At 58.3% G+C, this 22,046-nt stretch carries 23 protein-coding genes; 15 read left to right on the top strand and 8 right to left on the bottom strand.

Features of this window, described 5'->3' with window-relative positions:
* Positions 1 to 25: 25 nt before the first annotated feature.
* The gene (gene argD, locus AC3WS9_RS20320; protein ID WP_492490129.1) at positions 26 to 1,249 is read left to right on the top strand and encodes a bifunctional acetylornithine/succinyldiaminopimelate transaminase; all 1,224 of its coding nucleotides are present in this window, start codon (positions 26 to 28) and stop codon (positions 1,247 to 1,249) included.
* 33 nt (positions 1,250 to 1,282) lie between these two features.
* On the opposite strand, the gene AC3WS9_RS20315 is transcribed toward argD, so the two are convergent.
* Together AC3WS9_RS20315 and crp are read right to left on the bottom strand one after the other, a co-directional pair.
* Positions 1,283 to 3,370: a YccS/YhfK family putative transporter gene (locus AC3WS9_RS20315; RefSeq protein ID WP_285154747.1), complete on the bottom strand. Its 2,088-nt coding sequence runs from the start codon at positions 3,368 to 3,370 to the stop codon at positions 1,283 to 1,285.
* A gap of 58 nt (positions 3,371 to 3,428) precedes the next feature.
* Positions 3,429 to 4,061, bottom strand: a complete 633-nt coding sequence (crp, locus tag AC3WS9_RS20310) for a cAMP-activated global transcriptional regulator CRP (protein WP_000242758.1) — start codon at positions 4,059 to 4,061, stop codon at positions 3,429 to 3,431.
* A gap of 306 nt (positions 4,062 to 4,367) precedes the next feature.
* Here crp and AC3WS9_RS20305 point away from each other — a divergent pair, with 306 nt between their 5' ends.
* On the top strand, positions 4,368 to 4,772 hold the full coding sequence (locus AC3WS9_RS20305) for an OsmC family protein (protein ID WP_202674966.1): 405 nt from the start codon (positions 4,368 to 4,370) through the stop codon (positions 4,770 to 4,772).
* Between the two features lie 86 nt (positions 4,773 to 4,858).
* Here AC3WS9_RS20305 and AC3WS9_RS20300 read toward each other — a convergent pair whose 3' ends face one another.
* From AC3WS9_RS20300 to AC3WS9_RS20290, 3 genes are read right to left on the bottom strand one after another with little or no spacing between them, the layout of a single operon-like run.
* Positions 4,859 to 5,728, bottom strand: coding sequence for a phosphoribulokinase (locus AC3WS9_RS20300; RefSeq protein ID WP_282493500.1), 870 nt, complete (start codon positions 5,726 to 5,728; stop codon positions 4,859 to 4,861).
* 30 nt (positions 5,729 to 5,758) lie between these two features.
* Entirely contained in the window at positions 5,759 to 5,977 is a 219-nt protein-coding gene (locus tag AC3WS9_RS20295) for a YheU family protein (RefSeq protein ID WP_095283693.1), read from the bottom strand.
* Positions 5,974 to 6,996: a hydrolase gene (locus tag AC3WS9_RS20290; protein ID WP_282493499.1), complete on the bottom strand. Its 1,023-nt coding sequence runs from the start codon at positions 6,994 to 6,996 to the stop codon at positions 5,974 to 5,976. Before AC3WS9_RS20290 ends, AC3WS9_RS20295 begins: the two co-directional genes overlap by 4 nt.
* A 278-nt stretch (positions 6,997 to 7,274) precedes the next feature.
* Here AC3WS9_RS20290 and mdcA point away from each other — a divergent pair, with 278 nt between their 5' ends.
* From mdcA to mdcH, 8 genes are all read left to right on the top strand, one after another.
* Positions 7,275 to 8,930, top strand: a complete 1,656-nt coding sequence (gene mdcA / locus AC3WS9_RS20285) for a malonate decarboxylase subunit alpha (protein ID WP_282493498.1) — start codon at positions 7,275 to 7,277, stop codon at positions 8,928 to 8,930.
* A complete protein-coding gene (locus AC3WS9_RS20280) occupies positions 8,930 to 9,787 on the top strand; it encodes a triphosphoribosyl-dephospho-CoA synthase (RefSeq protein ID WP_492490128.1) in 858 nt (285 codons plus the stop codon). Before mdcA ends, AC3WS9_RS20280 begins: the two co-directional genes overlap by 1 nt.
* Positions 9,788 to 9,796: 9 nt before the next feature.
* A complete protein-coding gene (gene mdcC / locus AC3WS9_RS20275; protein ID WP_282493496.1) occupies positions 9,797 to 10,096 on the top strand; it encodes a malonate decarboxylase acyl carrier protein in 300 nt (99 codons plus the stop codon).
* Positions 10,089 to 10,922 carry a biotin-independent malonate decarboxylase subunit beta gene (locus AC3WS9_RS20270; protein ID WP_492490127.1) on the top strand — a complete coding sequence of 278 codons (834 nt, stop codon included), beginning with the start codon at positions 10,089 to 10,091 and terminating at the stop codon, positions 10,920 to 10,922. Before mdcC ends, AC3WS9_RS20270 begins: the two co-directional genes overlap by 8 nt.
* Positions 10,922 to 11,722: a biotin-independent malonate decarboxylase subunit gamma gene (mdcE, locus tag AC3WS9_RS20265; protein WP_285148697.1), complete on the top strand. Its 801-nt coding sequence runs from the start codon at positions 10,922 to 10,924 to the stop codon at positions 11,720 to 11,722. The genes AC3WS9_RS20270 and mdcE overlap by 1 nt, the downstream gene beginning before the upstream one ends.
* A gap of 132 nt (positions 11,723 to 11,854) precedes the next feature.
* Positions 11,855 to 12,814: an AEC family transporter gene (locus AC3WS9_RS20260; RefSeq protein WP_282493494.1), complete on the top strand. Its 960-nt coding sequence runs from the start codon at positions 11,855 to 11,857 to the stop codon at positions 12,812 to 12,814.
* 2 nt (positions 12,815 to 12,816) lie between these two features.
* The gene (locus tag AC3WS9_RS20255) at positions 12,817 to 13,434 is read left to right on the top strand and encodes a malonate decarboxylase holo-ACP synthase (protein ID WP_492490126.1); all 618 of its coding nucleotides are present in this window, start codon (positions 12,817 to 12,819) and stop codon (positions 13,432 to 13,434) included.
* Positions 13,434 to 14,330 (top strand): malonate decarboxylase subunit epsilon, encoded by an 897-nt coding sequence (gene mdcH, locus AC3WS9_RS20250; RefSeq protein ID WP_492490125.1) that lies wholly within the window; start codon positions 13,434 to 13,436, stop codon positions 14,328 to 14,330. The genes AC3WS9_RS20255 and mdcH overlap by 1 nt, the downstream gene beginning before the upstream one ends.
* A gap of 88 nt (positions 14,331 to 14,418) precedes the next feature.
* On the opposite strand, the gene AC3WS9_RS20245 is transcribed toward mdcH, so the two are convergent.
* Both AC3WS9_RS20245 and AC3WS9_RS20240 read right to left on the bottom strand, forming a co-directional pair.
* On the bottom strand, positions 14,419 to 15,351 hold the full coding sequence (locus tag AC3WS9_RS20245; protein WP_282493491.1) for a LysR family transcriptional regulator: 933 nt from the start codon (positions 15,349 to 15,351) through the stop codon (positions 14,419 to 14,421).
* A gap of 14 nt (positions 15,352 to 15,365) precedes the next feature.
* Positions 15,366 to 17,270 carry an ABC transporter ATP-binding protein gene (locus AC3WS9_RS20240; RefSeq protein ID WP_282493490.1) on the bottom strand — a complete coding sequence of 635 codons (1,905 nt, stop codon included), beginning with the start codon at positions 17,268 to 17,270 and terminating at the stop codon, positions 15,366 to 15,368.
* A 121-nt stretch (positions 17,271 to 17,391) separates the two neighbouring features.
* Between AC3WS9_RS20240 and kefG the strand changes: the two genes are divergently transcribed.
* From kefG to slyD, 4 genes are all read left to right on the top strand, one after another.
* Entirely contained in the window at positions 17,392 to 17,946 is a 555-nt protein-coding gene (kefG, locus tag AC3WS9_RS20235; protein WP_282493489.1) for a glutathione-regulated potassium-efflux system ancillary protein KefG, read from the top strand.
* Entirely contained in the window at positions 17,946 to 19,751 is a 1,806-nt protein-coding gene (kefB, locus tag AC3WS9_RS20230) for a glutathione-regulated potassium-efflux system protein KefB (RefSeq protein WP_282493488.1), read from the top strand. Before kefG ends, kefB begins: the two co-directional genes overlap by 1 nt.
* A gap of 10 nt (positions 19,752 to 19,761) precedes the next feature.
* Positions 19,762 to 19,962, top strand: coding sequence for a YheV family putative zinc ribbon protein (locus AC3WS9_RS20225; protein WP_100778640.1), 201 nt, complete (start codon positions 19,762 to 19,764; stop codon positions 19,960 to 19,962).
* Positions 19,963 to 20,056: 94 nt separating this feature from the next.
* Positions 20,057 to 20,650 (top strand): peptidylprolyl isomerase, encoded by a 594-nt coding sequence (gene slyD / locus AC3WS9_RS20220; RefSeq protein ID WP_285146181.1) that lies wholly within the window; start codon positions 20,057 to 20,059, stop codon positions 20,648 to 20,650.
* Between the two features lie 57 nt (positions 20,651 to 20,707).
* Here the strand turns inward: slyD and AC3WS9_RS20215 are convergent, their stop codons facing one another.
* Complete coding sequence (locus tag AC3WS9_RS20215) at positions 20,708 to 20,926, bottom strand: protein SlyX (RefSeq protein ID WP_095283678.1); 219 nt, start codon at positions 20,924 to 20,926, stop codon at positions 20,708 to 20,710.
* Positions 20,927 to 21,162: 236 nt separating this feature from the next.
* Here AC3WS9_RS20215 and fkpA point away from each other — a divergent pair, with 236 nt between their 5' ends.
* Entirely contained in the window at positions 21,163 to 21,984 is an 822-nt protein-coding gene (gene fkpA, locus AC3WS9_RS20210; RefSeq protein WP_282493486.1) for an FKBP-type peptidyl-prolyl cis-trans isomerase, read from the top strand.
* The last annotated feature ends 62 nt before the right edge of the window (positions 21,985 to 22,046 follow it).

Genomic DNA, 22,046 nt, shown 5'->3' with positions numbered 1-22,046 from the left:
GTGACATAAAACGGACGGGCATGACATGGCAACTGAACAACCTGCAATTACGCGCGCAACATTCGATGAAGTGATTCTGCCGATTTATGCACCGGCGGAGTTTATCCCCGTGAAAGGGAAAGGCAGTCGGGTTTGGGATCAACAGGGCAAAGAGTACGTTGATTTCGCGGGCGGGATTGCGGTGACGGCGCTGGGGCACTGCCATCCGGCGCTGGTGGAAGCCCTGAAAACCCAGGGTGAAACCCTGTGGCACACCAGCAACGTGTTTACCAACGAACCGGCGCTCCGCCTGGGCCGTAAGATCATTGACGCCACCTTTGCCGAGCGCGTGCTGTTCATGAACTCCGGCACCGAAGCCAATGAAACGGCTTTCAAACTGGCGCGCTACTACGCCTCCACGCGTCATAGCCCGTACAAAACTAAGATTATCGCCTTCCATAACGCCTTCCACGGTCGTTCGCTTTTCACCGTTTCCGTGGGCGGGCAGCCGAAGTATTCCGACGGTTTCGGCCCGAAACCGGCTGATATCATCCACGTGCCGTTTAACGATCTGCACGCCGTGAAAGCGGTGATGGACGATCACACCTGCGCGGTGGTGGTTGAGCCAATCCAGGGCGAGGGCGGCGTGATGGCCGCGACGCCGGAGTTCCTGAAAGGCCTGCGCGAGCTGTGCGACGAGCATCAGGCGCTGCTGGTGTTTGATGAAGTGCAGAGCGGCATGGGGCGTACCGGCGATCTGTTCGCCTATATGCACTACGGCGTGACGCCGGATATTCTCACCAGTGCCAAAGCGCTCGGCGGCGGTTTCCCGGTAAGCGCGGTGTTGACCACGCAGGAGATCGCGTCGGCCTTCCACGTCGGTTCGCATGGTTCTACCTACGGCGGCAACCCGCTGGCGTGCGCTATCGCCGGGGCGGCGTTTGATATCATCAATACCCCTGAAGTGCTGAACGGTGTGAGCGCGAAGCGTGAGCAGTTTGTGCAGCATCTTCAGCAGATCGACGCCCAGTATGATGTGTTCAGCGATATTCGCGGCATGGGGCTGCTGGTTGGTGCGGAGCTGAAACCGCAGTACAAAGGCCGCGCGCGTGATTTCCTCCACGCCGCTGCCCACGAAGGGGTGATGGTGCTCAATGCGGGGCCAGACGTGATGCGCTTTGCGCCGTCGCTGGTGGTGGAGAGCCAGGATATCGACGACGGCATGAACCGTTTTGCGAGTGCAGTGAAGAAGATCGTTCAGGTTTTGTAGGCCGGGTAAGGCGAAGCCGCCACCCGGCAAAACTCACGACTCTTTGCGCCGCAAAATCCGCGTCAACCAAATCCCGTGATGCGGACGCTGACGCCATGCCACCGACGAAATGGTGTGCATGGTGTTCAAATGCCCTAATACGCGCTGTAAATGCTGCTCGAGGGTGCTCATCGGCCCGTGGGTCAGCGTCTCTGGCGCTTCCAGAATGTTCGAATCCCCCGATTCTCCCGGCGCGTCGTACTCCAGACGCTGTTGACAGCGCTGCAATGCAATTTCACACGACTGCAAATACCGCTGCGCCAGATCTGGCGTCAACATGGTGTGCTCGCGCGCCAGCGTGGTCATGGCGTTGATATGCTCGACGATAAACTGGCTGTGCGTCACCCACAGCTTCATATCCGCCAGATAGTGCGAGTTAAAGCCCGGCTCCTGCATCGCCTGGTTCAGCGAGTTAAACAGGGCGTTGTGCGCCTGGTTGACCTTCATGCGCTGATAGGCCAGCGGCGAGGCTTTGGGATCGTCGCTCAGTATCAAACGAATCGCCTGCTGATCGGCTTCGAGCGCATCGTGGGCGTTCTGGCGTAACAAGCCGCTTTGCCATTGCGGCCACAGCCAGACCATGCCGCCGAAGGCGATCAAACAGCCAATAAGCGTATCCACCAGCCGCGCGACAATGTACTGCTCGCCGTTCAGGGTCAGGAGTTGCAGGGTATATACCGCCGTCACCGTAAACCCGACCATCGCCCAGCCGTAGTTTTTACGGATGATCAGATAGCCCACGAGCGTAATCACCAGCATTCCCGCCAGGGTGTAGCCGTCGGGAACGTGGAAGTGCAGCGTCACCCCGGCAATCACTAACCCGGCAAAAGTCCCGAGCGCCCGGTGAAGAATGCGCACTCGCGTGGCGCCATAGCCGTTCTGGGTGACAAACAGCACGGTCATGAGGATCCAGTAGGGCTTCGGTAAGTGCAGCGCGACACCCATCAGGCTCGCCACGCTGAGCATGACGCTGATGCGCGCGGCGTTGCGCAGGGCGGAGGATTTCAGCGACAGATAGCTTTTCAGCGCAGGCAGCAGCGGCAGACGTTTTTGCTTATCGGCCATCAGGTCGCGGGAGTAGAGCGGGCGCTGGGTGCGCAGCACGCGCGCGATGCGGCTAAAGTGCCATGCGCAGAACTGCCCGACCGGGTTATCCGGATGCTGGCGCGCGATTTTCTCCAGCGCTCCCAGCTGTTTATCCATGGTAAAGCGCGTCGGGTAGCGATGATACAGAATATCGTCCGCCAGCACGCGCAGGCGAGCCGCGACCGTCTGGGCGTTCCAGCGGATCACCGCCTCGGCGTGGCTGCGCTCCACCAGCTTTTGCACCTCCTGCGGGTGATGCAGGCTGACGGAGATATGCTCCTGCAGATCCAGCCCGACCTGGAAGACGCGCAGCAGGCGTTTGTATTCATGATTTTTATTGGCCGCCAGCATGTGCAGCTGCTGATAACACTGGCTGATGAGATCGACCACTTTTTGCTGGCGCGACAGCAGCGGCGGCAGGGACTTTTCCGGGTCCGTGTGCTGCGTCAGCAGGGTGTATTTGGCTTCGCAATATTCGGCGAGCTGGACGTAGAGCAGGCTCAGGGATTCGCGCAGCGGTTGCTCTCGCCACATCCAGAACCAGAACCAGTTAAACAGCCCGTACCACAGCGTGCCGGCGGCATAGATCAGCAGCGGCTCCCAGACGGGCATATTTCCGGCGAGACTCAGCGTGAAAATGGCGGCAATGAGCGATGCGGGCAGCAGGCGGGCGTGAAGCGCGCTGATCTCCGCCGTGACGCCCAGCGTCATCGCCAGCACGGTCAGAATGAGCGGCAGCGGGATATCGCGCGCCAGCAGCAGCTGCACGGCGAGGCTACATCCGGCAAACAGGCAGCCGCCGATAATCAGACGTTTGAAAAAGCGTTTGTGGGGAGTATCGAGACCGGCAATGTTGCAGCAGGCGGGGACGAGAGAAAACAGCAGCCCCTGTTGCAGATGGCCCAGGATCAAACCAACGGCCACGGGAAGACATAACACCAGAGTTTGACGTAGTGCGTAGTTAACTTCCGGGTGATAAATCAGCCTGCGCCACATAGTCGTCAGAGACAAAAACGGCGTGACATCTTGCGATGGCACGCCGGATTTTGCGGAATTAACGGGTCCCGTAGACCACGATAGTTTTACCGTGAGCGGAGATCAGGTTTTGATCTTCCAGCATTTTCAGGATACGACCTACGGTTTCGCGAGAACAGCCCACGATCTGACCAATTTCCTGACGGGTAATTTTAATTTGCATACCGTCCGGGTGGGTCATGGCGTCAGGTTGTTTCGCCAGGTTCAGCAGCGTCTGCGCGATGCGACCGGTGACGTCCAGGAAGGCGAGGTTGCCCACTTTCTCGGAAGTGACCTGCAGGCGGCGAGCCATCTGCGAAGAAAGGCGCATCAGGATGTCCGGGTTCACCTGGATCAGCTGACGGAATTTCTTGTAGGAGATCTCAGCGACTTCACACGCGGTTTTCGCACGCACCCAGGCGCTACGTTCCTGGCCTTCTTCAAACAGGCCCAGTTCACCGATGAAATCGCCCTGGTTCAGATAAGAAAGGATCATCTCTTTCCCTTCTTCATCTTTGATCAGCACTGCCACCGAGCCTTTGACGATGTAATACAACGTTTCCGCTTTTTCACCCTGGTGAATCAGCGTGCTCTTCGATGGGTACTTATGAATGTGGCAATGAGACAAGAACCATTCGAGAGTCGGGTCTGTTTGCGGTTTGCCAAGCACCATGCGCTGTTATCCTCTGTTATAAGCTGTCTCAGAGTCAAAATCGCATCCTGACTCTGGGGTTGCAATCGAATTCTTACCCGTACCTGGGAAGTGGCTGTCGCACTGTTCGCAGCCAGTAAAGTTTGATGTCCTCTGCATACATGTGTAACGTCAATGTATTACTGTAGCATCGAGACTGTTTTAGCATAGCTTTAGCCGCGTGTCTCCTGGTGTCTCGCTTCAGCATGATGCAGGTCGCCTTCCGTTGCGAGAATTGTAACGCACGCGTAATCTGTTCATAAAAATGCAACTTCGGAGTTAATAAAAATGCAAGCGCGTGTGAAATGGGTTGAAGGTTTAACGTTCCTTGGCGAATCCGCTTCAGGGCACCAGATTTTGATGGACGGTAACTCCGGAGATAAAGCGCCAAGCCCGATGGAAGTGGTGCTGATGGCGGCTGGCGGGTGCAGCGCAATTGACGTGGTGTCGATTCTGCAAAAAGGCCGTCACGATGTGACCGACTGCGAAGTGAAGCTGACCTCAGAGCGTCGCGAAGAAGCGCCGCGTCTGTTTACGCATATCAATCTGCATTTTATTGTCACCGGTAAAGAGCTGAAAGATGCCGCGGTGTCCCGCGCGGTGGATTTGTCTGCGGAGAAGTACTGCTCTGTGGCGCTGATGCTGGAAAAAGCGGTGAAGATTACCCATTCGTATGAAGTGATTGACGCTTAATTCGTTGGCGGGTGGCGCTTCGCTAACCCGCCCTACGTTCGTGCTTTTGTAGGCCGGATAAGCGCAGCGCCATCCGGCATCAAACCTCAGGCGATCTTCTTGCCTTCCATCAACCGCTGCACCAGCGGCATCATGATCAACTCCATCGCCAGCCCCATCTTCCCGCCCGGCACCACCAGCGTATTGATATGCGAAATGAATGAGCCCTGCAGCATCGCCAGCAGCCACGGGTAATCGATGCCTTCCAGGTTACGGAAATGGATCACCACAAAGCTTTCATCTAGCGAAGGAATGGTTTTCGCCGCAAACGGGTTAGAGGTGTCGACTGTCGGAACGCGCTGGAAGTTGATGTGGGTGCGGGAAAACTGCGGCGTCAGGAAGTTAATGTAATCCTCCATCGAACGCACCACCGAATCCATCACCGCTTCGCGCGAATGGCCGCGCTCGCTCATGTCGCGGGTCAGCTTTTGAATCCACTCCAGATTGACAATCGGCACCACGCCGACCAGCAGATCCACGTGGCGCGCCACGTCATGCTGCGGCGTCACCACGCCGCCGTGCAATCCTTCGTAAAACAGCACGTCAGTCGGCTCCGGCAGGGGCTGCCACGGAGTAAATGTGCCTGGTACCTGATTCCAGGGTACCGCTTCGTCGTAGGTGTGCAGGTACTTGCGCGACTGGCCTTTGCCCGTGTGGCCGTAGTCCTGAAAGGTTTGTTCCAGCAGGCCAAAGTCGTTGGCGTCTGGCCCGAAGTAGCTGATGTGCTTGCCTAAATCGCGGGCTTTGCGGATAGCCATGTCCATTTCAGGACGGGTGAAGCGATGAAAGCTATCGCCCTCCACCTCGGCCGCGCGCAGGTTGAGCTGCGCGAAGATCTTGCGAAAAGCGAGGCTGGTGGTGGTGGTTCCCGCACCACTCGAACCCGTGACGGCAATAACCGGATGTCTGGCGGACATAGCAACTCCCTGAATGGAAAGATGGAACAATCAACCGCGAAACTGATTGCGCGGCATGATGTTGACCGTTTCGTGCAGTTCAGACCACACCAGTAACACCTCGCCGCTTTGTAGCTGCCGTTTGACATCGGCGACCTTTTGTTCGAGCGAACGCTCATGTTCACCATAATCGGTGCCTTCGCGTAATACAAAGCTTTCAATCAGGCTATCCAGCGTTTCGGGAGCCAGATCCTGCCAGGGAATCATCATTTTACTCTCTCCAGAAAAGGGGTTAACCAGTCAGGGATGCGCGATTCCAGCCACATTTTCGGGCGACGCAAGGTGCCGGTGATAAAGCCGACGTGGCCGCCGTGTTCCGTCAGTTGATACTGCACGTTCGCCGGCAGATGTTCCGGCGCGGGAATGGAGTGATGATCCATAAAGGGATCATCCTTCGCATGGATGATCAGCGTCGGTTTGGTGATCTGGTTCAGCAGCGGCATGGCGCTACACTGACGATAGTAGTCGATCGCGTCGGCAAAGCCGTGGATCTTCGAGGTGATCATATCGTCAAACTCGCGCAGGCGACGCATCCGCTTCAGCTGTTGCAGGCTGATCGGCAGGGTATCGGGATAGGCTTTCAGCTTACGCGCGGCGTTGGCTTTGAGCAGGTTCAGCAGGTAGCGCTGATAGACTCGTGAAAAGCCCTTTTCCATATGATAGCTGCACTGCTCGAGCATAAAGGGCGCGGAGACGATCACCGCAGCGTCGAGCGGCACCGTGTCGCTCTCTTTGGCCAGCAGGCAGGCGAGCATGTTTCCGCCGAGGGAATAGCCCACGGCGGCGGTCGGCACGCTGCCGTAGCTGTTCTTCAGCCAGTGTAAAAACCAGGTACCGTCTTCGGTTTCGCCGGAGTGATAAATACGCTCCCGGCGGTTCGGCTCGCCGCTACAGCCGCGAAAATGCATCACCACGCCGAGCCAGCCGCGTTCTTTCGCCGCATGGATCAGGCCGTGGGCATAGGGGCTGTGCAGGCTCCCTTCCAGACCATGAAATACCACCAGGCGCGGTTTGTGCCTGGCCTGCTCGGGATCTTCGCTCCAGGCTAAATCCACGAAATCACCGTCCGGCAGGTCTAGGCGCTGCCAGTGCGGCGTAAACTGCAGTTTTCGACGCAAGATCCTCGGCAGCATGGTCTGCAGGTGCGGGTTTGCCACACCCCGCATGGGCACGAAGTCTGCGCTCTCAGCGCCAGCGATCTCGAAATCTGATGGAATAATTTGGGTCATAACGATGCGATATTAATTCTTGTCAGTCATTACTATACCTTCCGAATTGTACCCTGTTTATAAAAACGAGGGGCGTTTACCTCCGATTCAGCCATTTCTGCCACCTCTGCCATTTTTTCACCCTTCGCGAACTGATCTCGATCACAAATCTTTACCTCGATTATTACTCTCAGGCTAATGATTCCGCTCTACGCTTAATTGATGCCTTTCTCACCAGGGCGCACACTTTGTTCAGCGTTAAGCAAATCAGAATGATGTGCTGAATCAGGAGGTTAATAATGTTATCTGGGCAAACACCCGCCCGGGTCTGGAACACGCGACGCACCGAAAAAGCGCGCCGCCTGGCTTCCGTCCCGGTGCAAGGCAAGGTTCTGCCGACCGACGATCTCGTCGCCATGCTGGAAAAACTGATTGCTCCGGGCGACAAAGTCGTCCTTGAAGGCAACAACCAAAAGCAGGCCGATTTTCTGTCCCGCTCACTCGCTGAAGTGAACCCGCAAATCGTGCACGACCTGCATATGATCATGCCGAGCGTCGGTCGCAGCGAACATCTCGATATCTTTGAAAAGGGCATCGCCCGCAAGCTCGATTTCTCTTTCTCCGGCACCCAGAGCCTGCGTATTTCGCAGCTGCTGGAAGACGGTCAGCTCGAAATCGGCGCCATCCACACCTACATCGAGCTTTACTCCCGTCTGTACGTCGATCTTTCGCCGAACGTGGCGCTGATTGCCGGGTTTAAAGCCGACCGCAAAGGCAACCTCTATACCGGCGCGAGCACCGAAGACACCCCGGCGCTGGTTGAAGCCGCCGCGTTCCATGACGGGATCGTCATCGCCCAGGTGAATGAGCTGGTGGACGACGAATGCGATCTGCCGCGCGTGGATATTCCGGGCTCGTGGATTGATTACGTGGTCGTTGCCGACAAGCCGTTCTTCATCGAACCCCTCTTTACCCGCGACCCGCGCCTCATCAAGCAAGAACACATCCTGATGGCGATGATGGCGATCAAAGGCATCTACGCGGAACACCAGGTGCAGTCCCTGAACCACGGCATCGGCTTTAACACCGCGGCGATTGAGTTGCTGCTGCCGACCTACGGCGAACAGCTCGGCCTGAAAGGCAAAATCTGTAAACACTGGACCCTGAACCCGCACCCGACGCTGATCCCGGCGATTGAAAGCGGCTGGGTGGAGAGCGTGCACTGCTTCGGCGGCGAACTGGGGATGGAAGAGTACATCCGCGCCCGCCCGGACGTGTTCTTCACCGGTGCCGACGGCTCGATGCGCTCTAACCGCGCCTTCTGCCAGCTGGCAGGCCAGTACGCGGTGGATATGTTTATCGGTTCGACGCTGCAGGTGGATGGCTACGCCAACTCCTCTACCGTGACTCGCGGTCGTCTGTCGGGCTTCGGCGGTGCGCCAAATATGGGCCACGATCCGCACGGTCGTCGTCATGCTACGCCTGCGTGGCTGAACATGATTACCGAACCGGACCCGATGCAGCGCGGTAAAAAGCTGGTGGTGCAGATGGTTGAAACCTTCCAGGCGGGCGTGAAACCGACCTTCGTGGAAAAACTCGACGCCGTTGAAGTGGCGAAATCCTCCGGCATGCCGCTGGCACCGGTGATGATCTACGGGGATGACGTCACCCACGTTCTGACCGAAGAGGGGATTGCCTACCTCTATCGCGCCGAAAATCTCGAAGAGCGCCGCGCGATGGTCGCCGCCGTCGCCGGGATCACCGACATCGGCCTGGGCGTGGACGCCAAACGCGTCGCCGCACTGCGCCAGAGTGGCAAAGTGGTCTACCCGGAAGATATGGGCATTCGCCGTACCGACGCGACTCGCTCGCTGCTGGCAGCCGGCAGTGTGGCTGACCTCGTGGAATGGTCTGGCGGCCTCTACAACCCACCTGCGAAATTCCGGAGCTGGTAATGAAACTTCTGCCCCAGATTCAGGTTGAAGGCGGTGCCGAATGGCTGGCGCGAACCGCCACGCAGTGTCTGATTGACGAAGCACGATTAAGCCCGAAACCCGGTCTGGTGGACAGTCGGGGGAACGGCGCACACCTGGACCTCACGCTTGCATTAATGGAGCGGTCCGCGCACAGCCTGACCCCTACGTTTCAGGCGCTGGCGCAGCAAAGCTGGCAGCGTCCGGCGGACATTGCGCTCAGACAAACCATCGGGCGGCTGGGTCGCGAAGGCGAGCAGCAGATGATGGCCGCCACCGGCGGAGTCAACACTCACCGTGGCGCAATCTGGGCGCTCGGACTGCTGGTCAGCGCGGTAGCGATGCTCGGCGGCGACGCCAAACCGCAGACCGTCGCCATGCGGGCTGCGGAGCTGGCAAAACTGCCGGATGACGCAGCACCGAAAGTGTTCAGCAAAGGGCTTCGCGCCACGCACCGCTATCGCGTGCCGGGGGCGCGTGAAGAGGCGCAGCAGGCGTTCCCGCATATTTTGCAGCGGGCGCTGCCCCAGCTTCGTCTCAGCCGCCTGAACGGAAGCAGTGAAACGCACTCAAGGCTCGATGCGCTGATGGCGATCATGACCTCGCTCACCGACACCTGCGTGCTGTCCCGCGCCGGAATGGAAGGGCTGGAGACCATGCAGGACGGGGCGCGCGCCGTGCTGAACGCGGGTGGAACCGCTGCGCCAGAAGGCCAGCGTGCCCTCGCGCTGCTCGACCGCCAGATGCTGGCGCTCAATGCCTCACCGGGTGGTGCCGCCGATCTGCTCGCCGCCACGCTGTTCCTCGACCGCGTCGAGACGCCTTATTCAAAGCATTAAGAGGATGTTATGGAAAAAATCACATTAACCGTGCCAGCCAGCCGCGTATTGAGCGGCAGGGCGCTGGCAGGGGTTGTCGGTTCCGGGGATATGGAGGTGCTTTTCACCGCCGACCCGAGCCAGACCTTAACCATCAATATCACCACGTCCGTCGACAACAGCCGTGGTCGCTGGGAAGCGCTGTTCAATCGTCTGCAAACCGTGAGCAGCCTGCCTGCCGGTACGCTGACCATTCACGACTTTGGCGCAACCCCGGGCGTGGCCCGTATTCGTATCGAACAGGTATTTGAAGAGGTGAGCCATGCGTGACGATCGCAGTTTTATCGAATTGAAAGCGCGCCAGCGTGCTCACGCTCTGCTGGACGACGGCAGCTACCGCGAACTGCTGGATCCGTTTGAGGGCATCACCTCTCCGTGGCTCGGCGCACAGGGGATCGTCCCGCAGGCAGACGACGGCATGGTGGTCGCGAAAGGGACTATCAACGGCCAGCCTGCGGTGGTCGTGGCGATTGAAGGCGCGTTCCAGGGCGGCAGCATGGGCGAAGTCTCAGGGGCCAAAATGGCGGCGGCGCTGGAGCTGGCGGCAGAAGATAACCGCAACGGCATTCCGACGCAGGCCGTCCTGTGCCTCGAAACCGGCGGCGTGCGCCTGCAGGAAGCTAACCTTGGGCTGGCGGCGATTGCCGATATTCACGCGGCGATTGTCGATTTACGCCGCTATGCCCCAGTCGTTGGGATTGTCGCCGGGACCGTCGGCTGCTTCGGCGGGATGTCGATCGCCGCCGCGCTGTGTAGCTATCTGATCGTTACCCGCGAAGCGCGTCTCGGCCTGAATGGCCCGCAGGTGATCGAGCAGGAAGCCGGGATTGACGAGTACGACTCCCGCGACCGTCCGTTTATCTGGAGTATGACCGGCGGCGAAATCCGCTACGAAAGTGGTCTGGTGGATGCGCTGGTGGGCGATGGCGTCAACGCAGTGAAAAAGGCGATGAACGACGCGCTGGTTAAAGGCGTTCCGGCAAAACATCGCACCGATAACTACGACGACTATCTGACTCGTCTGAGCCACTTCGATACCCGCAAACAGGCGGATACCGAACAGATCCACGCCCTTTTTGCCCGGGAGGTGAAATGATGACTAACTCAATCAGCCGCGGCGAACTCTGGCTGCAAACCCTCGCCCCGAATGCTCAGCGCTTGCCAGGCTTATGCCCGTCCGTGCAGGCGGCAGATGGTGAACTGAACGGTGAAAGCGTGCGTTTTGTCGCCGTGGTGCCGGATGCGAACAACCATTTCCCGCGCGCTGCGCAGGGCGAAGTGGGGCTGCTGGAGGGTTGGACGCTGGCGAAAGTGGTCAGCGAAACCATCGCGGCGGACGCCGATAAAGCTGTTAAACGCCCGATTGTGGCGGTGATTGACGTGCCGAGTCAGGCGTATGGCCGTCGCGAAGAGGCGTTCGGGATCCACCAGGCGCTGGCCGGTGCCGCTGCAGCCTATGCCAATGCGCGTCTGGCCGGTCATCCGGTGATTGGCCTGATCGTCGGCAAAGCGATGTCTGGCGCGTTCCTCGCTCACGGCTACCAGGCAAACCGCCTGATCGCTTTCAACGACAAGGGCGTGTTGATTCATGCGATGGGCAAAGAGTCCGCCGCGCGTATCACCCTGCGTACCGTCGAGGCGCTGGAAAAACTGGCGGCGACCATCCCGCCAATGGCGTATGACATCAGTAACTACGCCACCCTGGGGCTGCTGGCCGATCTGCTGGATATCAGCAACCCGGACGCCCCTTCCGACACCGATCTGGCGCAGGTGAAATCCACCCTGCAACAGGCCATCAACGACGCGCGTCAGGACACCACGCTGAAAAGCCGTTTGGGTGCTGACAACCGCCGCAGCTCGGCTCTGGTACGTGAACGTATGCGAGCAAGCTGGTAATCAGAAAAAAGTCCTGCCAGATGCAGGCCCCGTGGGCGCACTCGCTGCGCCTGCGCGGGAACCTGCATCCTGAAAATAATAATCATCGCGCCAGTGCTATTTCTTTTTAAATGACAGGTTTACAGGTGATTTATGACTTATGTAATTGTTCATGCTCTTGCTCCGATTTTCGTCATCATGCTGCTGGGATTCTGGGCCGGTAAGGCCAAAATGGTCGACAACAAAAATGTCTCCCTGCTGAATATCTTCGTGATGGATTTTGCGCTGCCCGCTGCGCTGTTCAGCGCGACCGTACAAACGCCGTGGACCGGCATTCTCGCTCAGTCACCGCTGATTCTGGTGCTGACTCTGGCGATGTGGATCACCTATGCGGCGATCTACTTCCTTGCCACTAACGTCTTTAAAAAATCCCCGCAGGATGCCGCCGTGCTGACCCTGACGGTGGCGCTGCCAAACTATGCGGCGCTTGGTCTGCCCATTTTGGGCAGCGTGTTGGGTGAAGGTTCGGCAACGTCGCTCTCCGTGGCGGTCTCCATCGCCTGTGGTTCCGTACTGATGACGCCGTTCTGCCTGCTGATTCTGGAGCGTGAAAAAGCGCGTGCCGAAGGAAATACCAGCGGTTCGACGCTGGCGATGCTGCCGGTGCTGATGTGGCGCTCTATCAAGAAACCGATCGTGATGGGCCCGCTGCTGGGGGTGATTCTGTCGGCTATCGGCATCAAAATGCCGGAACTGGTTCTCGCGGCCATCAAACCGCTTGGCCTGGCGGCGACCGCGGCGGCGCTGTTCCTGACCGGGGTGATCCTCTCGGCGCGTAAACTGCAGATCAACACCATGGTCATCACCTCTACCATTGCCAAGCTGCTGATTCAGCCGGCGATTGCCTGGGGTCTGGTGCTGATTTTCGGCCTGCACGGCAGCGTGGCGATTACCGCGATCCTGATGATTGCTCTCTCCGCCGGTTTCTTCGGCGTGGTCTTCGGCAACCGCTTTGGCGTGCAGTCTCCTGATGCAGAAGCGGTGCTGCTGTTGAGTTCGGTCCTGTGTATCCTGTCGTTACCGCTGTTTATCTCGCTGACTTCAGGAATGTAATTATGACCACAACATTACGCCCACACGATCTTATCTGGCTTACCGCGCGCGACGCGCTGGAAGGTATCACCGAATCCTGGGTGGATGGCGTGTGGCATACCGGTTTGCCTGTGGTGGTGCGGCGTGATGTTGACGGCAACGAGCGCATACCTGTCGGTGTGCGCGGTCTGAAACGCGACCAGCGTGCCGCCGGATGGGTGAAGCCCGAGTGCGTGACGCGCGTGGTGTCGCCTGAAGATCTGAGCGTGGCGACCGACCTGCTGCGCTCGCCGTTTATCACTCAGCCCCCGGTTCAGGTGGCGTTCCAGCTGGCGCAGCAGGCGTGGCCGTGGACGTGGGGCATCACGGGAAGTGCCGGGTACGCGTTGGCAACGGGCGTGCCGGTGATTCATGCACAAAGCGATCTCGATCTGCTGATCCGCGCGCCAGAGTCTTTACCGGCGGCGGAGTTTGAGCGCTGGGCGGTTCAGCTCGGCAGTGCGCTGTGCCGCGTGGACACGCAGGTGGAAACCCCTCTCGGCGGTTTTGCCCTGAACGAGTGGCTGCGCGACGGTAAAGCGCTGCTGAAAACGCACACAGGGCCGCGCCTGGTGGCCGACCCTTGGAACAGGGAGGCGTGATGAAAATTTTGTTTACCTTTCCGGGGCAGGGGACGCAGCGTGCAGGCATGCTGCAGGACCTTCCGGGAACGGAGCTGGCGATAGCGCGCGAAGTGCTGGGCGCAGAAGCGGATCTGCTGGATTCCTCCGGTGCGCTGGAACATACCCGCGCGGTACAGCTTTGTCTGCTGATTGCCGGTGTTGCCTGGGCGCGTGAGCTGGAACGACGCGGCGTGACGCCGGATATCGCAAGCGGTCTGTCGATTGGTGCGTATCCTGCAGCGGTGATCGCCGGTGCGCTGGAGTTCACCGACGCATTAAGGCTGGTGGCGCTGCGCGGTGATTTGATGGAACAGGCGTATCCGCACGGCTACGGGCTGACGGCGATCATGGGGCTGACTTTGTCTCAGGTAGAGAGTCTGATTGCGGGTACGGGCTGTTACATCGCCAATCTCAATGCGGAAACGCAGATTGTGATTGCGGGCTCCGATGAGGGGATGGCGATAGTGGCAAAACGCGCGCTGGAGAAGGGGGCGAACAAAGCCCATCGTCTGGCGGTGAGCGTGCCGTCGCATTGTGAGCTCCTCGCGGAACCGGCGCAGAAACTGGCGGCGGCGTTTAGCCGGGTGACGCTTTCGCGTCCGCGCTGTGCGTATCTCAGCGGCAGTACCGGACGGGTATTGTGGCAGCCGGAAAAGATTGCCGATGATTTAGCGATGAACATGGCGCGCACGGTGCGCTGGCAGGAGGCGGTAATTTCCGCCAACGAGCGCGAAGCGCGGCTGGCGATTGAGATGCCGCCCGGCGGCGTATTGACCTGCCTGACGCGGCAGGCGGCGTGGGACGGTGAAGCGATTTCGCTGGAGCGCAGCGGCGTGGACGTGGCGGTGCATCTGGCGAAGCGGCTGCGCGGGTAGCTTTTTTGCCGGGTGGCGGCTACGCCTTACCCGGCCTACAAGGGCAAATCGTAGGCCCGATAAGCGTAGCGCCATCGGGCAAAAACCATCAGGCACTCTCCTGCAAACTGCGCGCATACATCCGCCCTTCGGCGGCTAACGCCCGCAGGCTCGGGTCTTGCTCGCGGTTGCGGGCAAAGACAATCGCAATCAGCTGCTGCATCTGGTACGGCTGCGCCAGCTTCAGCAGTTGCACCGAATTCTCGTACACCTTTTTCATCCTGCCTGGCATCAACGTAAAGCCCACCCCCGCCTGCACCAGACTTAACATCGAGAAGATATCATTCACGCGGGTGACGATTTCCGGCTCAAAACCGGCGATCTGGAACGCGTCCTGAAAACCGGCGTAGGTGGCAAACCCTTCCGCCAGCGAGACGAATTTCTGATCTTTGTAATCACGCAGATCCGCCAGCCCGCTGCTGTTCAGTTTGGCGGAGGCGGGGGCGGCGAGAAAAATGTCGTCGTGGAACAGAGGCAGCACTTCGAGGGTATTGCGGTCAATATCGCTTTCGGAGATGGAGATCAGAATCGCGTCCAGCGAGCCTTCGTCGAGCAGATGAAGCAGGGTGTCGTTCGAGCCCATCGTCAGATCCATTTCCAGGTCCGGACGGCGCAGCTTCATTCCCATTATCAGACGCGGCACGGTTTCCATCGTCAGCGAATAAAGCGTGCCGACGCGCAAACGTCCCTGACCAATCCCGGCGATTTTGCGCGACTCTTCCAGCCCGCGCTCCATCACCTGCATCACTTCCTGGCAATACTCCAGCAGCGTCCAGGCGGAGGGCAGGGCAATCAGATTTCGCCCTTTATGGGTGAACAGCGGACAGCGAACGTTCTCTTCCAGGGTGTGCAGGGCGCGATGGACGCTCACACCGCTCAGGCCAAGCGCCTCGGCGGTGCGGGCGATATTGCCCTTTTCCATGAAGGTCATGAAAATACTCAGCTTGCGAAATGTAATGTCGCTCGTGATATCGATAGTCATAACCCTCCGGATTGTTAATCGCTTTGCAGCATCGCTTCCAGCTGTTCCTGGGCGTCCAGCCACGCCATTTCGCACTCTTCGAGGCCAGATTTGGTTTTAGCCTGAATCTGTAAGCACTCGGTCAGTTCGGCTTTGCGCGCCTGATCGTACAATTCGCTGTCACCGAGTTTCTCTTCCACAGTGGCCAGCGCGGCGTGGAGTTTCTCCATCTCTTTCTCCAGACGGGTGATCTCTTTACGCAGCGGCTGAGTTTGGGTGCGCAGCTCGGCTTCGCGACGTTTCTGGTCTTTGCGCGCCTGGGCGCTGTTGGCGTTGTCTTTCGCGTCGTCGGCAGGCTGGTTTTCCTGCTTCTGCACGTCCGTCAGCCACTGCTGATAATCTTCCAGGTCGCCGTCGAAAGGTTCGACTTTCCCGTCGTGAACCAGATAGAGGTCGTCGGTGGTGGAGCGGATCAGATGTCGGTCGTGCGAGACGACAACCAGCGCGCCTTCGAACTCGATCAGCGCTTCGGTCAACGCCTGACGCATGTCGAGATCCAGGTGGTTGGTCGGTTCATCGAGCAGCAGCAGGTTTGGACGCTGCCAGACGATCAGCGCCAGCACCAGACGGGCTTTTTCGCCGCCGGAGAAGCGTTCGGTGTTTTCGCTGACCTTATCGCCCTGGAAGCCAAAGCCGCCGAGATAGTCGCGCAGCTTCTGCTCCATCTCCTGCGGGGCGAGGCGGGCCATGTGCTGGATCGGCGATTCATCGGCGCGTAAAAATTCCAGCTGATGCTGGGCGAAGTAGCCAAGCTTGATGCCTTTCGCCAGGCCGATATCGCCGCTGACCGGATCAAGTTCTCCCGCCAGCAGTTTGATGAGCGTAGATTTACCCGCGCCGTTACGCCCGAGCAGACCGATGCGCGAACCCGGTACCAGGTTGAGTTTGATGGAGTCGAGAATAATGCGCTCGCCGTAGCCCGCGCTGACCTTTTCCATTTTCAGCAGCGGGTTCGGCAGGCTTTCCGGCGCGCGGAAGCTGAAGTGGAACGGGTTGTCCACGTGCGCCGGGGCGATCATCTCCATGCGTTCGAGCATCTTGATGCGGCTCTGGGCCTGTTTCGCTTTCGAGGCTTTGGCCTTAAAGCGATCGACGAAGCTTTGCAGATGGGCCACGCGCTGCTGCTGGCTTTCGTACATCGCCTGCTGCTGGGACAGGCGCGTGGCGCGCTGACGCTCGAACGAACTGTAGTTGCCGGTGTATTCGAACATGGATTCTTGTTCGATATGAATAATTTTATCCACCACCGGATCGAGGAAGTCGCGGTCATGGGAGATCAGGATCAGCGTGCCCTGATAGCTTTTCAGCCATTTTTCCAGCCAGATCACCGCGTCGAGATCGAGGTGGTTGGTCGGTTCATCGAGGAGCAGCAGATCCGAGCGGCAGACCAGGGCTTGCGCGAGGTTCAGGCGCATACGCCAGCCGCCGGAGAAATCGCTCACCGGGCGTTCGAGCTGTTCGTTGCTGAAGCCCAGACCGTGCAGCAGGCTGGAGGCGCGCGAGCGGATGGTCCACGCGTCGATGGCATCCAGTTTTCCGTGAACCGTGGCGATGGCGTGGCCGTCGTTGCGCTCGTTGGCGGCGTTGAGTTCTGCTTCCAGCTTGCGGTATTCGCGGTCGCCGTCAATCACATAGTCGAGGGCCGGAACGCTCAGGGCTGGGGTTTCCTGGTTAACCCAGGCCAATTGCCAGTTTCCCGGATAGGTGAAGCTCCCTGCATCGGCGCTCATCTCGTTTTTCAGAAGCGACAGCAGAGTGGATTTGCCGCAGCCGTTTTTGCCCACCAGACCCACTTTTTGCCCTGGATTAATGGTGGCGGTAGCGTTGTCCAGCAGGACGCGTACGCCGCGACGAATTTGTAACGAGGAGAAAACAATCATAGAGCGCCGTGTGTTCCGACTATGTTAAGTTGTCATTATAATGAGGTTAAATGTAATACCGCGCTTAGCGCAGGCGTGCCATGTTAGCCGAAAATGGCCATGATGACGACCCGGGAGGGGAATGATGTCCCAGACAGCAAAAGTGCTGCTGCTGTATGCCCATCCGGAATCTCAGGACTCGGTCGCCAACCGGGTTTTGCTCAAACCGGCTCGACAACTCAGCAATGTGACGGTGCACGACCTGTACGCGCACTATCCCGATTTTTTTATTGATATCCCGCACGAGCAGGAGCTGTTGCGTCAGCATGACGTGATTGTGTTCCAGCATCCGCTTTATACCTACAGCTGCCCGGCACTGCTCAAAGAGTGGCTGGACCGGGTGTTGACCCGCGGCTTTTCCAGTGGACCAGGGGGAAACCAGCTGGCGGGAAAGTACTGGCGGAGTGTCATCACCACCGGTGAACCCGAGAGCGCCTACCGCCACGACGGGTTAAACCGCTATCCCATGAGCGATATTCTGCGCCCTTTTGAGTTAACGGCGGCCATGTGCCGCATGCAGTGGATGAGTCCGATTGTGGTCTATTGGGCGCGCCGCCAGCCTGCACAGGAGCTGGCAAGTCACGCTAAAGCCTACGGCGACTGGCTGGCCTCACCGATTTTGACAGGAGGCCGCTGATGGAAGGTTCCGATCTGTTACTGGCAGGCGTGTTGTTCCTCTTCGCGGCGGTAGTCGCCGTGCCGCTGGCATCCCGGCTGGGGATCGGCGCGGTGCTGGGCTATCTGCTGGCGGGCATCGCGATTGGCCCGTGGGGGCTGGGGTTTATCAGCGACGTCGATGAAATCCTTCACTTCTCCGAGCTGGGCGTCGTTTTCCTGATGTTTATCATCGGGCTGGAGCTGAACCCGGCGAAACTCTGGCAGCTGCGGCGATCGATTTTCGGCGTCGGTGCCGCACAGGTGCTGTTCAGCGCGGTGATCCTCGGCGGGTTGCTGATGCTGACGGAATTCAAGTGGCAGGCGGCGGTGATCGGCGGGATAGGGCTTGCGATGTCCTCGACGGCGATGGCGCTGCAGCTGATGCGCGATAAGGGGATGAATCGCAACGAATCGGGCCAGCTTGGATTTTCGGTTTTGCTGTTTCAGGATTTAGCGGTTATTCCGGCGTTAGCTCTGGTGCCACTGCTCGCCGGTTCCGGGGACGATCATTTTGACTGGATGAAGGTCGGCATGAAAGTGCTGGCGTTCGCGGGGATGCTGATTGGCGGGCGCTATCTGCTGCGCCCGGTGTTTCGCTTTATTGCGGCGTCGGGCGTGCGCGAAGTGTTTACCGCGGCGACACTGCTGCTGGTGCTGGGGTCGGCGCTGTTTATGGATGCGCTGGGGCTGTCGATGGCGCTCGGAACCTTTATCGCCGGTGTGCTGCTGGCGGAGAGCGAATATCGCCACGAGCTGGAAACGGCCATCGATCCGTTTAAAGGGCTGCTGTTAGGGCTGTTCTTTATCTCCGTGGGAATGGCGCTCAACCTTGGCGTGTTGTACACCCATCTGCTGTGGGTGGTGCTGAGTGTGGCGGTGCTGGTGGCGGTGAAAACCGGCGTGTTGTACGTGCTGGCGCGCATTTATCGTCTCAGGAGCTCAGAGCGCATGCAGTTTGCGGGCGTGCTGAGCCAGGGCGGAGAGTTCGCCTTTGTGCTCTTCTCCACAGCATCTTCGCAGCGTTTGTTCCAGGATGATCAGATGGCGCTCCTGCTGGTGACGGTAACGCTCTCCATGATGACCACGCCGCTGCTGATGAAGCTGATTGATAAATCCCTCTCGCGACGCTTTAATCCGCCGGAAGAAGAGGGCGAAACGCCGTGGGTGGAGGACGATAAGCCGCAGGTGATTGTGGTGGGCTTTGGCCGCTTTGGGCAGGTGATAGGCCGCTTGTTGATGGCGAACAAAATGCGCATTACGGTGCTGGAGCGCGATATCAGCGCGGTCAACCTGATGCGTAAATATGGCTACAAAGTCTATTACGGCGATGCCACTCAGCTTGAACTCCTGCGCTCGGCGGGCGCTCAGGCGGCGGAGTCGATCGTCATCACCTGTAACGAGCCGGAAGATACGATGAAGCTGGTGGAGCTGTGTCAGCAGCATTTCCCGCATCTGCATATTCTGGCGCGAGCGCGGGGACGCGTTGAGGCGCACGAGCTGCTGCAGGCTGGGGTGAAAAACTTCTCGCGTGAGACCTTCTCCAGCGCGCTGGAACTGGGCCGTAAAACCCTGGTATCGCTGGGGATGCATCCGCATCAGGCCCAGCGCGCCCAGCTGCATTTCCGTCGCCTCGATATGCGTATGCTGCGCGAGCTGATGCCAGTCCATAGCGATACGGCGCAGATCTCCCGCGTGCGGGAAGCGCGTCGCGAGCTGGAAGAGATCTTCCAGCGGGAAATGCAGAAGGAACGACGTCAGCTGGACGGCTGGGATGAATTCGAATAGAGGAAAAAGTATGGCAGTTCGTAAACGTTTTATTGCAGGTGCAAAATGCCCGTCCTGCCAGGCGCAAGATACGCTGGCCATGTGGCGTGAGAATAATATTGATATTGTTGAGTGTGTTAAGTGCGGGCATCAGATGCGCGAGGCGGACAAAGAGGTTCGCGAGCACGTTCGCAAAGAAGAGCAAGTGATCGGGATTTTTCATCCGGACTAGCGATATGCCCTCAGATTTTTTAAGCTAAAGGGTACACGGGTGCAGATTTCCGCTACAATCTGCGCCAGCAATTTTCCCACGCTCAGGAGATATCATGAAAGTAGCAAAAGACCTGGTGGTCAGCCTGGCCTATCAGGTACGTACAGAAGACGGTGTGTTGGTTGATGAGTCTCCGGTGAGTGCGCCGCTGGACTACCTGCATGGTCACGGTTCCCTGATTTCCGGCCTGGAAAACGCGCTGGAAGGTCACGTAGTTGGCGACAAATTTGATGTTGCTGTAGGCGCGAACGACGCTTACGGTCAGTACGACGATAATCTGGTTCAGCGCGTTCCTAAAGACGTGTTCATGGGCGTTGACGAGCTGCAGGTTGGCATGCGCTTCCTGGCTGAAACCGACCAGGGTCCAGTACCGGTTGAAATCACCGAAGTGGAAGACGAGCACGTTGTGGTTGACGGTAACCACATGCTGGCTGGTCAGAACCTGAAATTCAACGTAGAAGTTATCGCGATTCGTGAAGCGACCGCTGAAGAACTGGCTCACGGCCACGTTCACGGTGCGAACGGTCACGACCACGATCACGACCATGGTCACGACGGTTGCTGCGGTGGTCACGGCCACGACCATGACCACGGTCATGAGCACGGCAAAGGTGGTTGTGGCGGTAACGGCGGTTGCGGCTGCCATTAATTTTTGGCTAAGCAGCGTGCACAAAAAAGCGGGATTAAATCCCGCTTTTTTTACGCCTCAATAATGAGGTGGTGGCGTCTCTTCGGCCTGTGAGGCGATGTGTGACGATTGACTCGCTTTCACTTTTTCCGTCAGCAGACGCAGAAGATCGCGCAGTTTGGCCATTTCCAGTTCGTGAGCCGTCACGGTCTGGTTCAGCTCATCTATGGTAACTTCCTGAAAAGCCAGACGGCTTTCCAGCTCGGCCAGCCGCGCTTCCATCGTAGTTTCTTGCATGATTGACCTCTCTTAAGTTTCGCACGCCTCAGGCGTTGGCGGCGGCGAATTTTACCCGAGTTTACTCCTGTGTACAGCATCCCGCCTTAAGGCAAGAAACTTATTTAAACAAAAATAGTCTGAAAAGAGGCGAGTTTAGGGAGAGTCTGTCTGTAGATTTCTTCTGCAACGTTCTATAGTACGCTTCTCATATACGTTTAATGCTGGGGTGAGAGGCCCCGGACCTGGAGAAATGGATGAAATCACTGTTTAAAGTAACGCTGCTGGCGACCACGATGGCCGTCGCACTGAATGCGCCGCTCTCTTTCGCTGCTGATACCGCTGCGAAACCTGCTGCAAGCGCAGACAGCAAAGCTGCGTTCAAAAATGACGACCAGAAATCAGCCTATGCGCTGGGCGCGTCTCTGGGTCGTTACATGGAAAACTCTCTCAAAGAGCAAGAGAAACTGGGCATCAAACTGGATAAAGACCAGCTGATCGCCGGGGTTCAGGATGCGTTTGCAGACAAGAGCAAACTGTCTGACCAGGAAATCGAACAGACCCTGCAGGCTTTTGAAGCGCGCGTGAAGGGCGCTGCTCAGGGCAAGATGGAACAAGACGCAAAAGACAACGAAGCGAAGGGCAAAGCCTACCGCGATACTTTTGCTAAAGAGAAGGGTGTGAAAACCTCGTCTACCGGTCTGCTGTATAAAGTAGAGAAAGCCGGTACGGGCGATGCGCCGAAAGACAGCGATACCGTTGTGGTGAACTACAAAGGTACCCTGATCGACGGTAAAGAGTTCGATAACTCTTACACTCGCGGTGAGCCGCTCTCCTTCCGTCTCGACGGTGTTATCCCAGGCTGGACCGAAGGCCTGAAAAACATCAAGAAAGGCGGCAAAATTCAGCTGGTGATCCCACCGGATCTGGCTTACGGCAAAACAGGCGTTCCGGGTATTCCGGCTAACTCCACGCTGGTCTTCAACGTTGAACTGCTGGACATCAAACCGGCTCCGAAGGCAGATGCCAAACCGGACGCTGCAGCAGATGATAAAGCTGCAGACGCAGCGAAGAAGTAAAACGCTGAAAACCGCCGCCTTTAAGGCGGCGGTTTTTTTATTGTGGGGCAGATATAATTAAC

Source organism: Lelliottia sp. EB106-05-01-XG201, from assembly GCF_058791735.1.
This window is presented reverse-complemented; position numbering and strand designations above follow the sequence as displayed.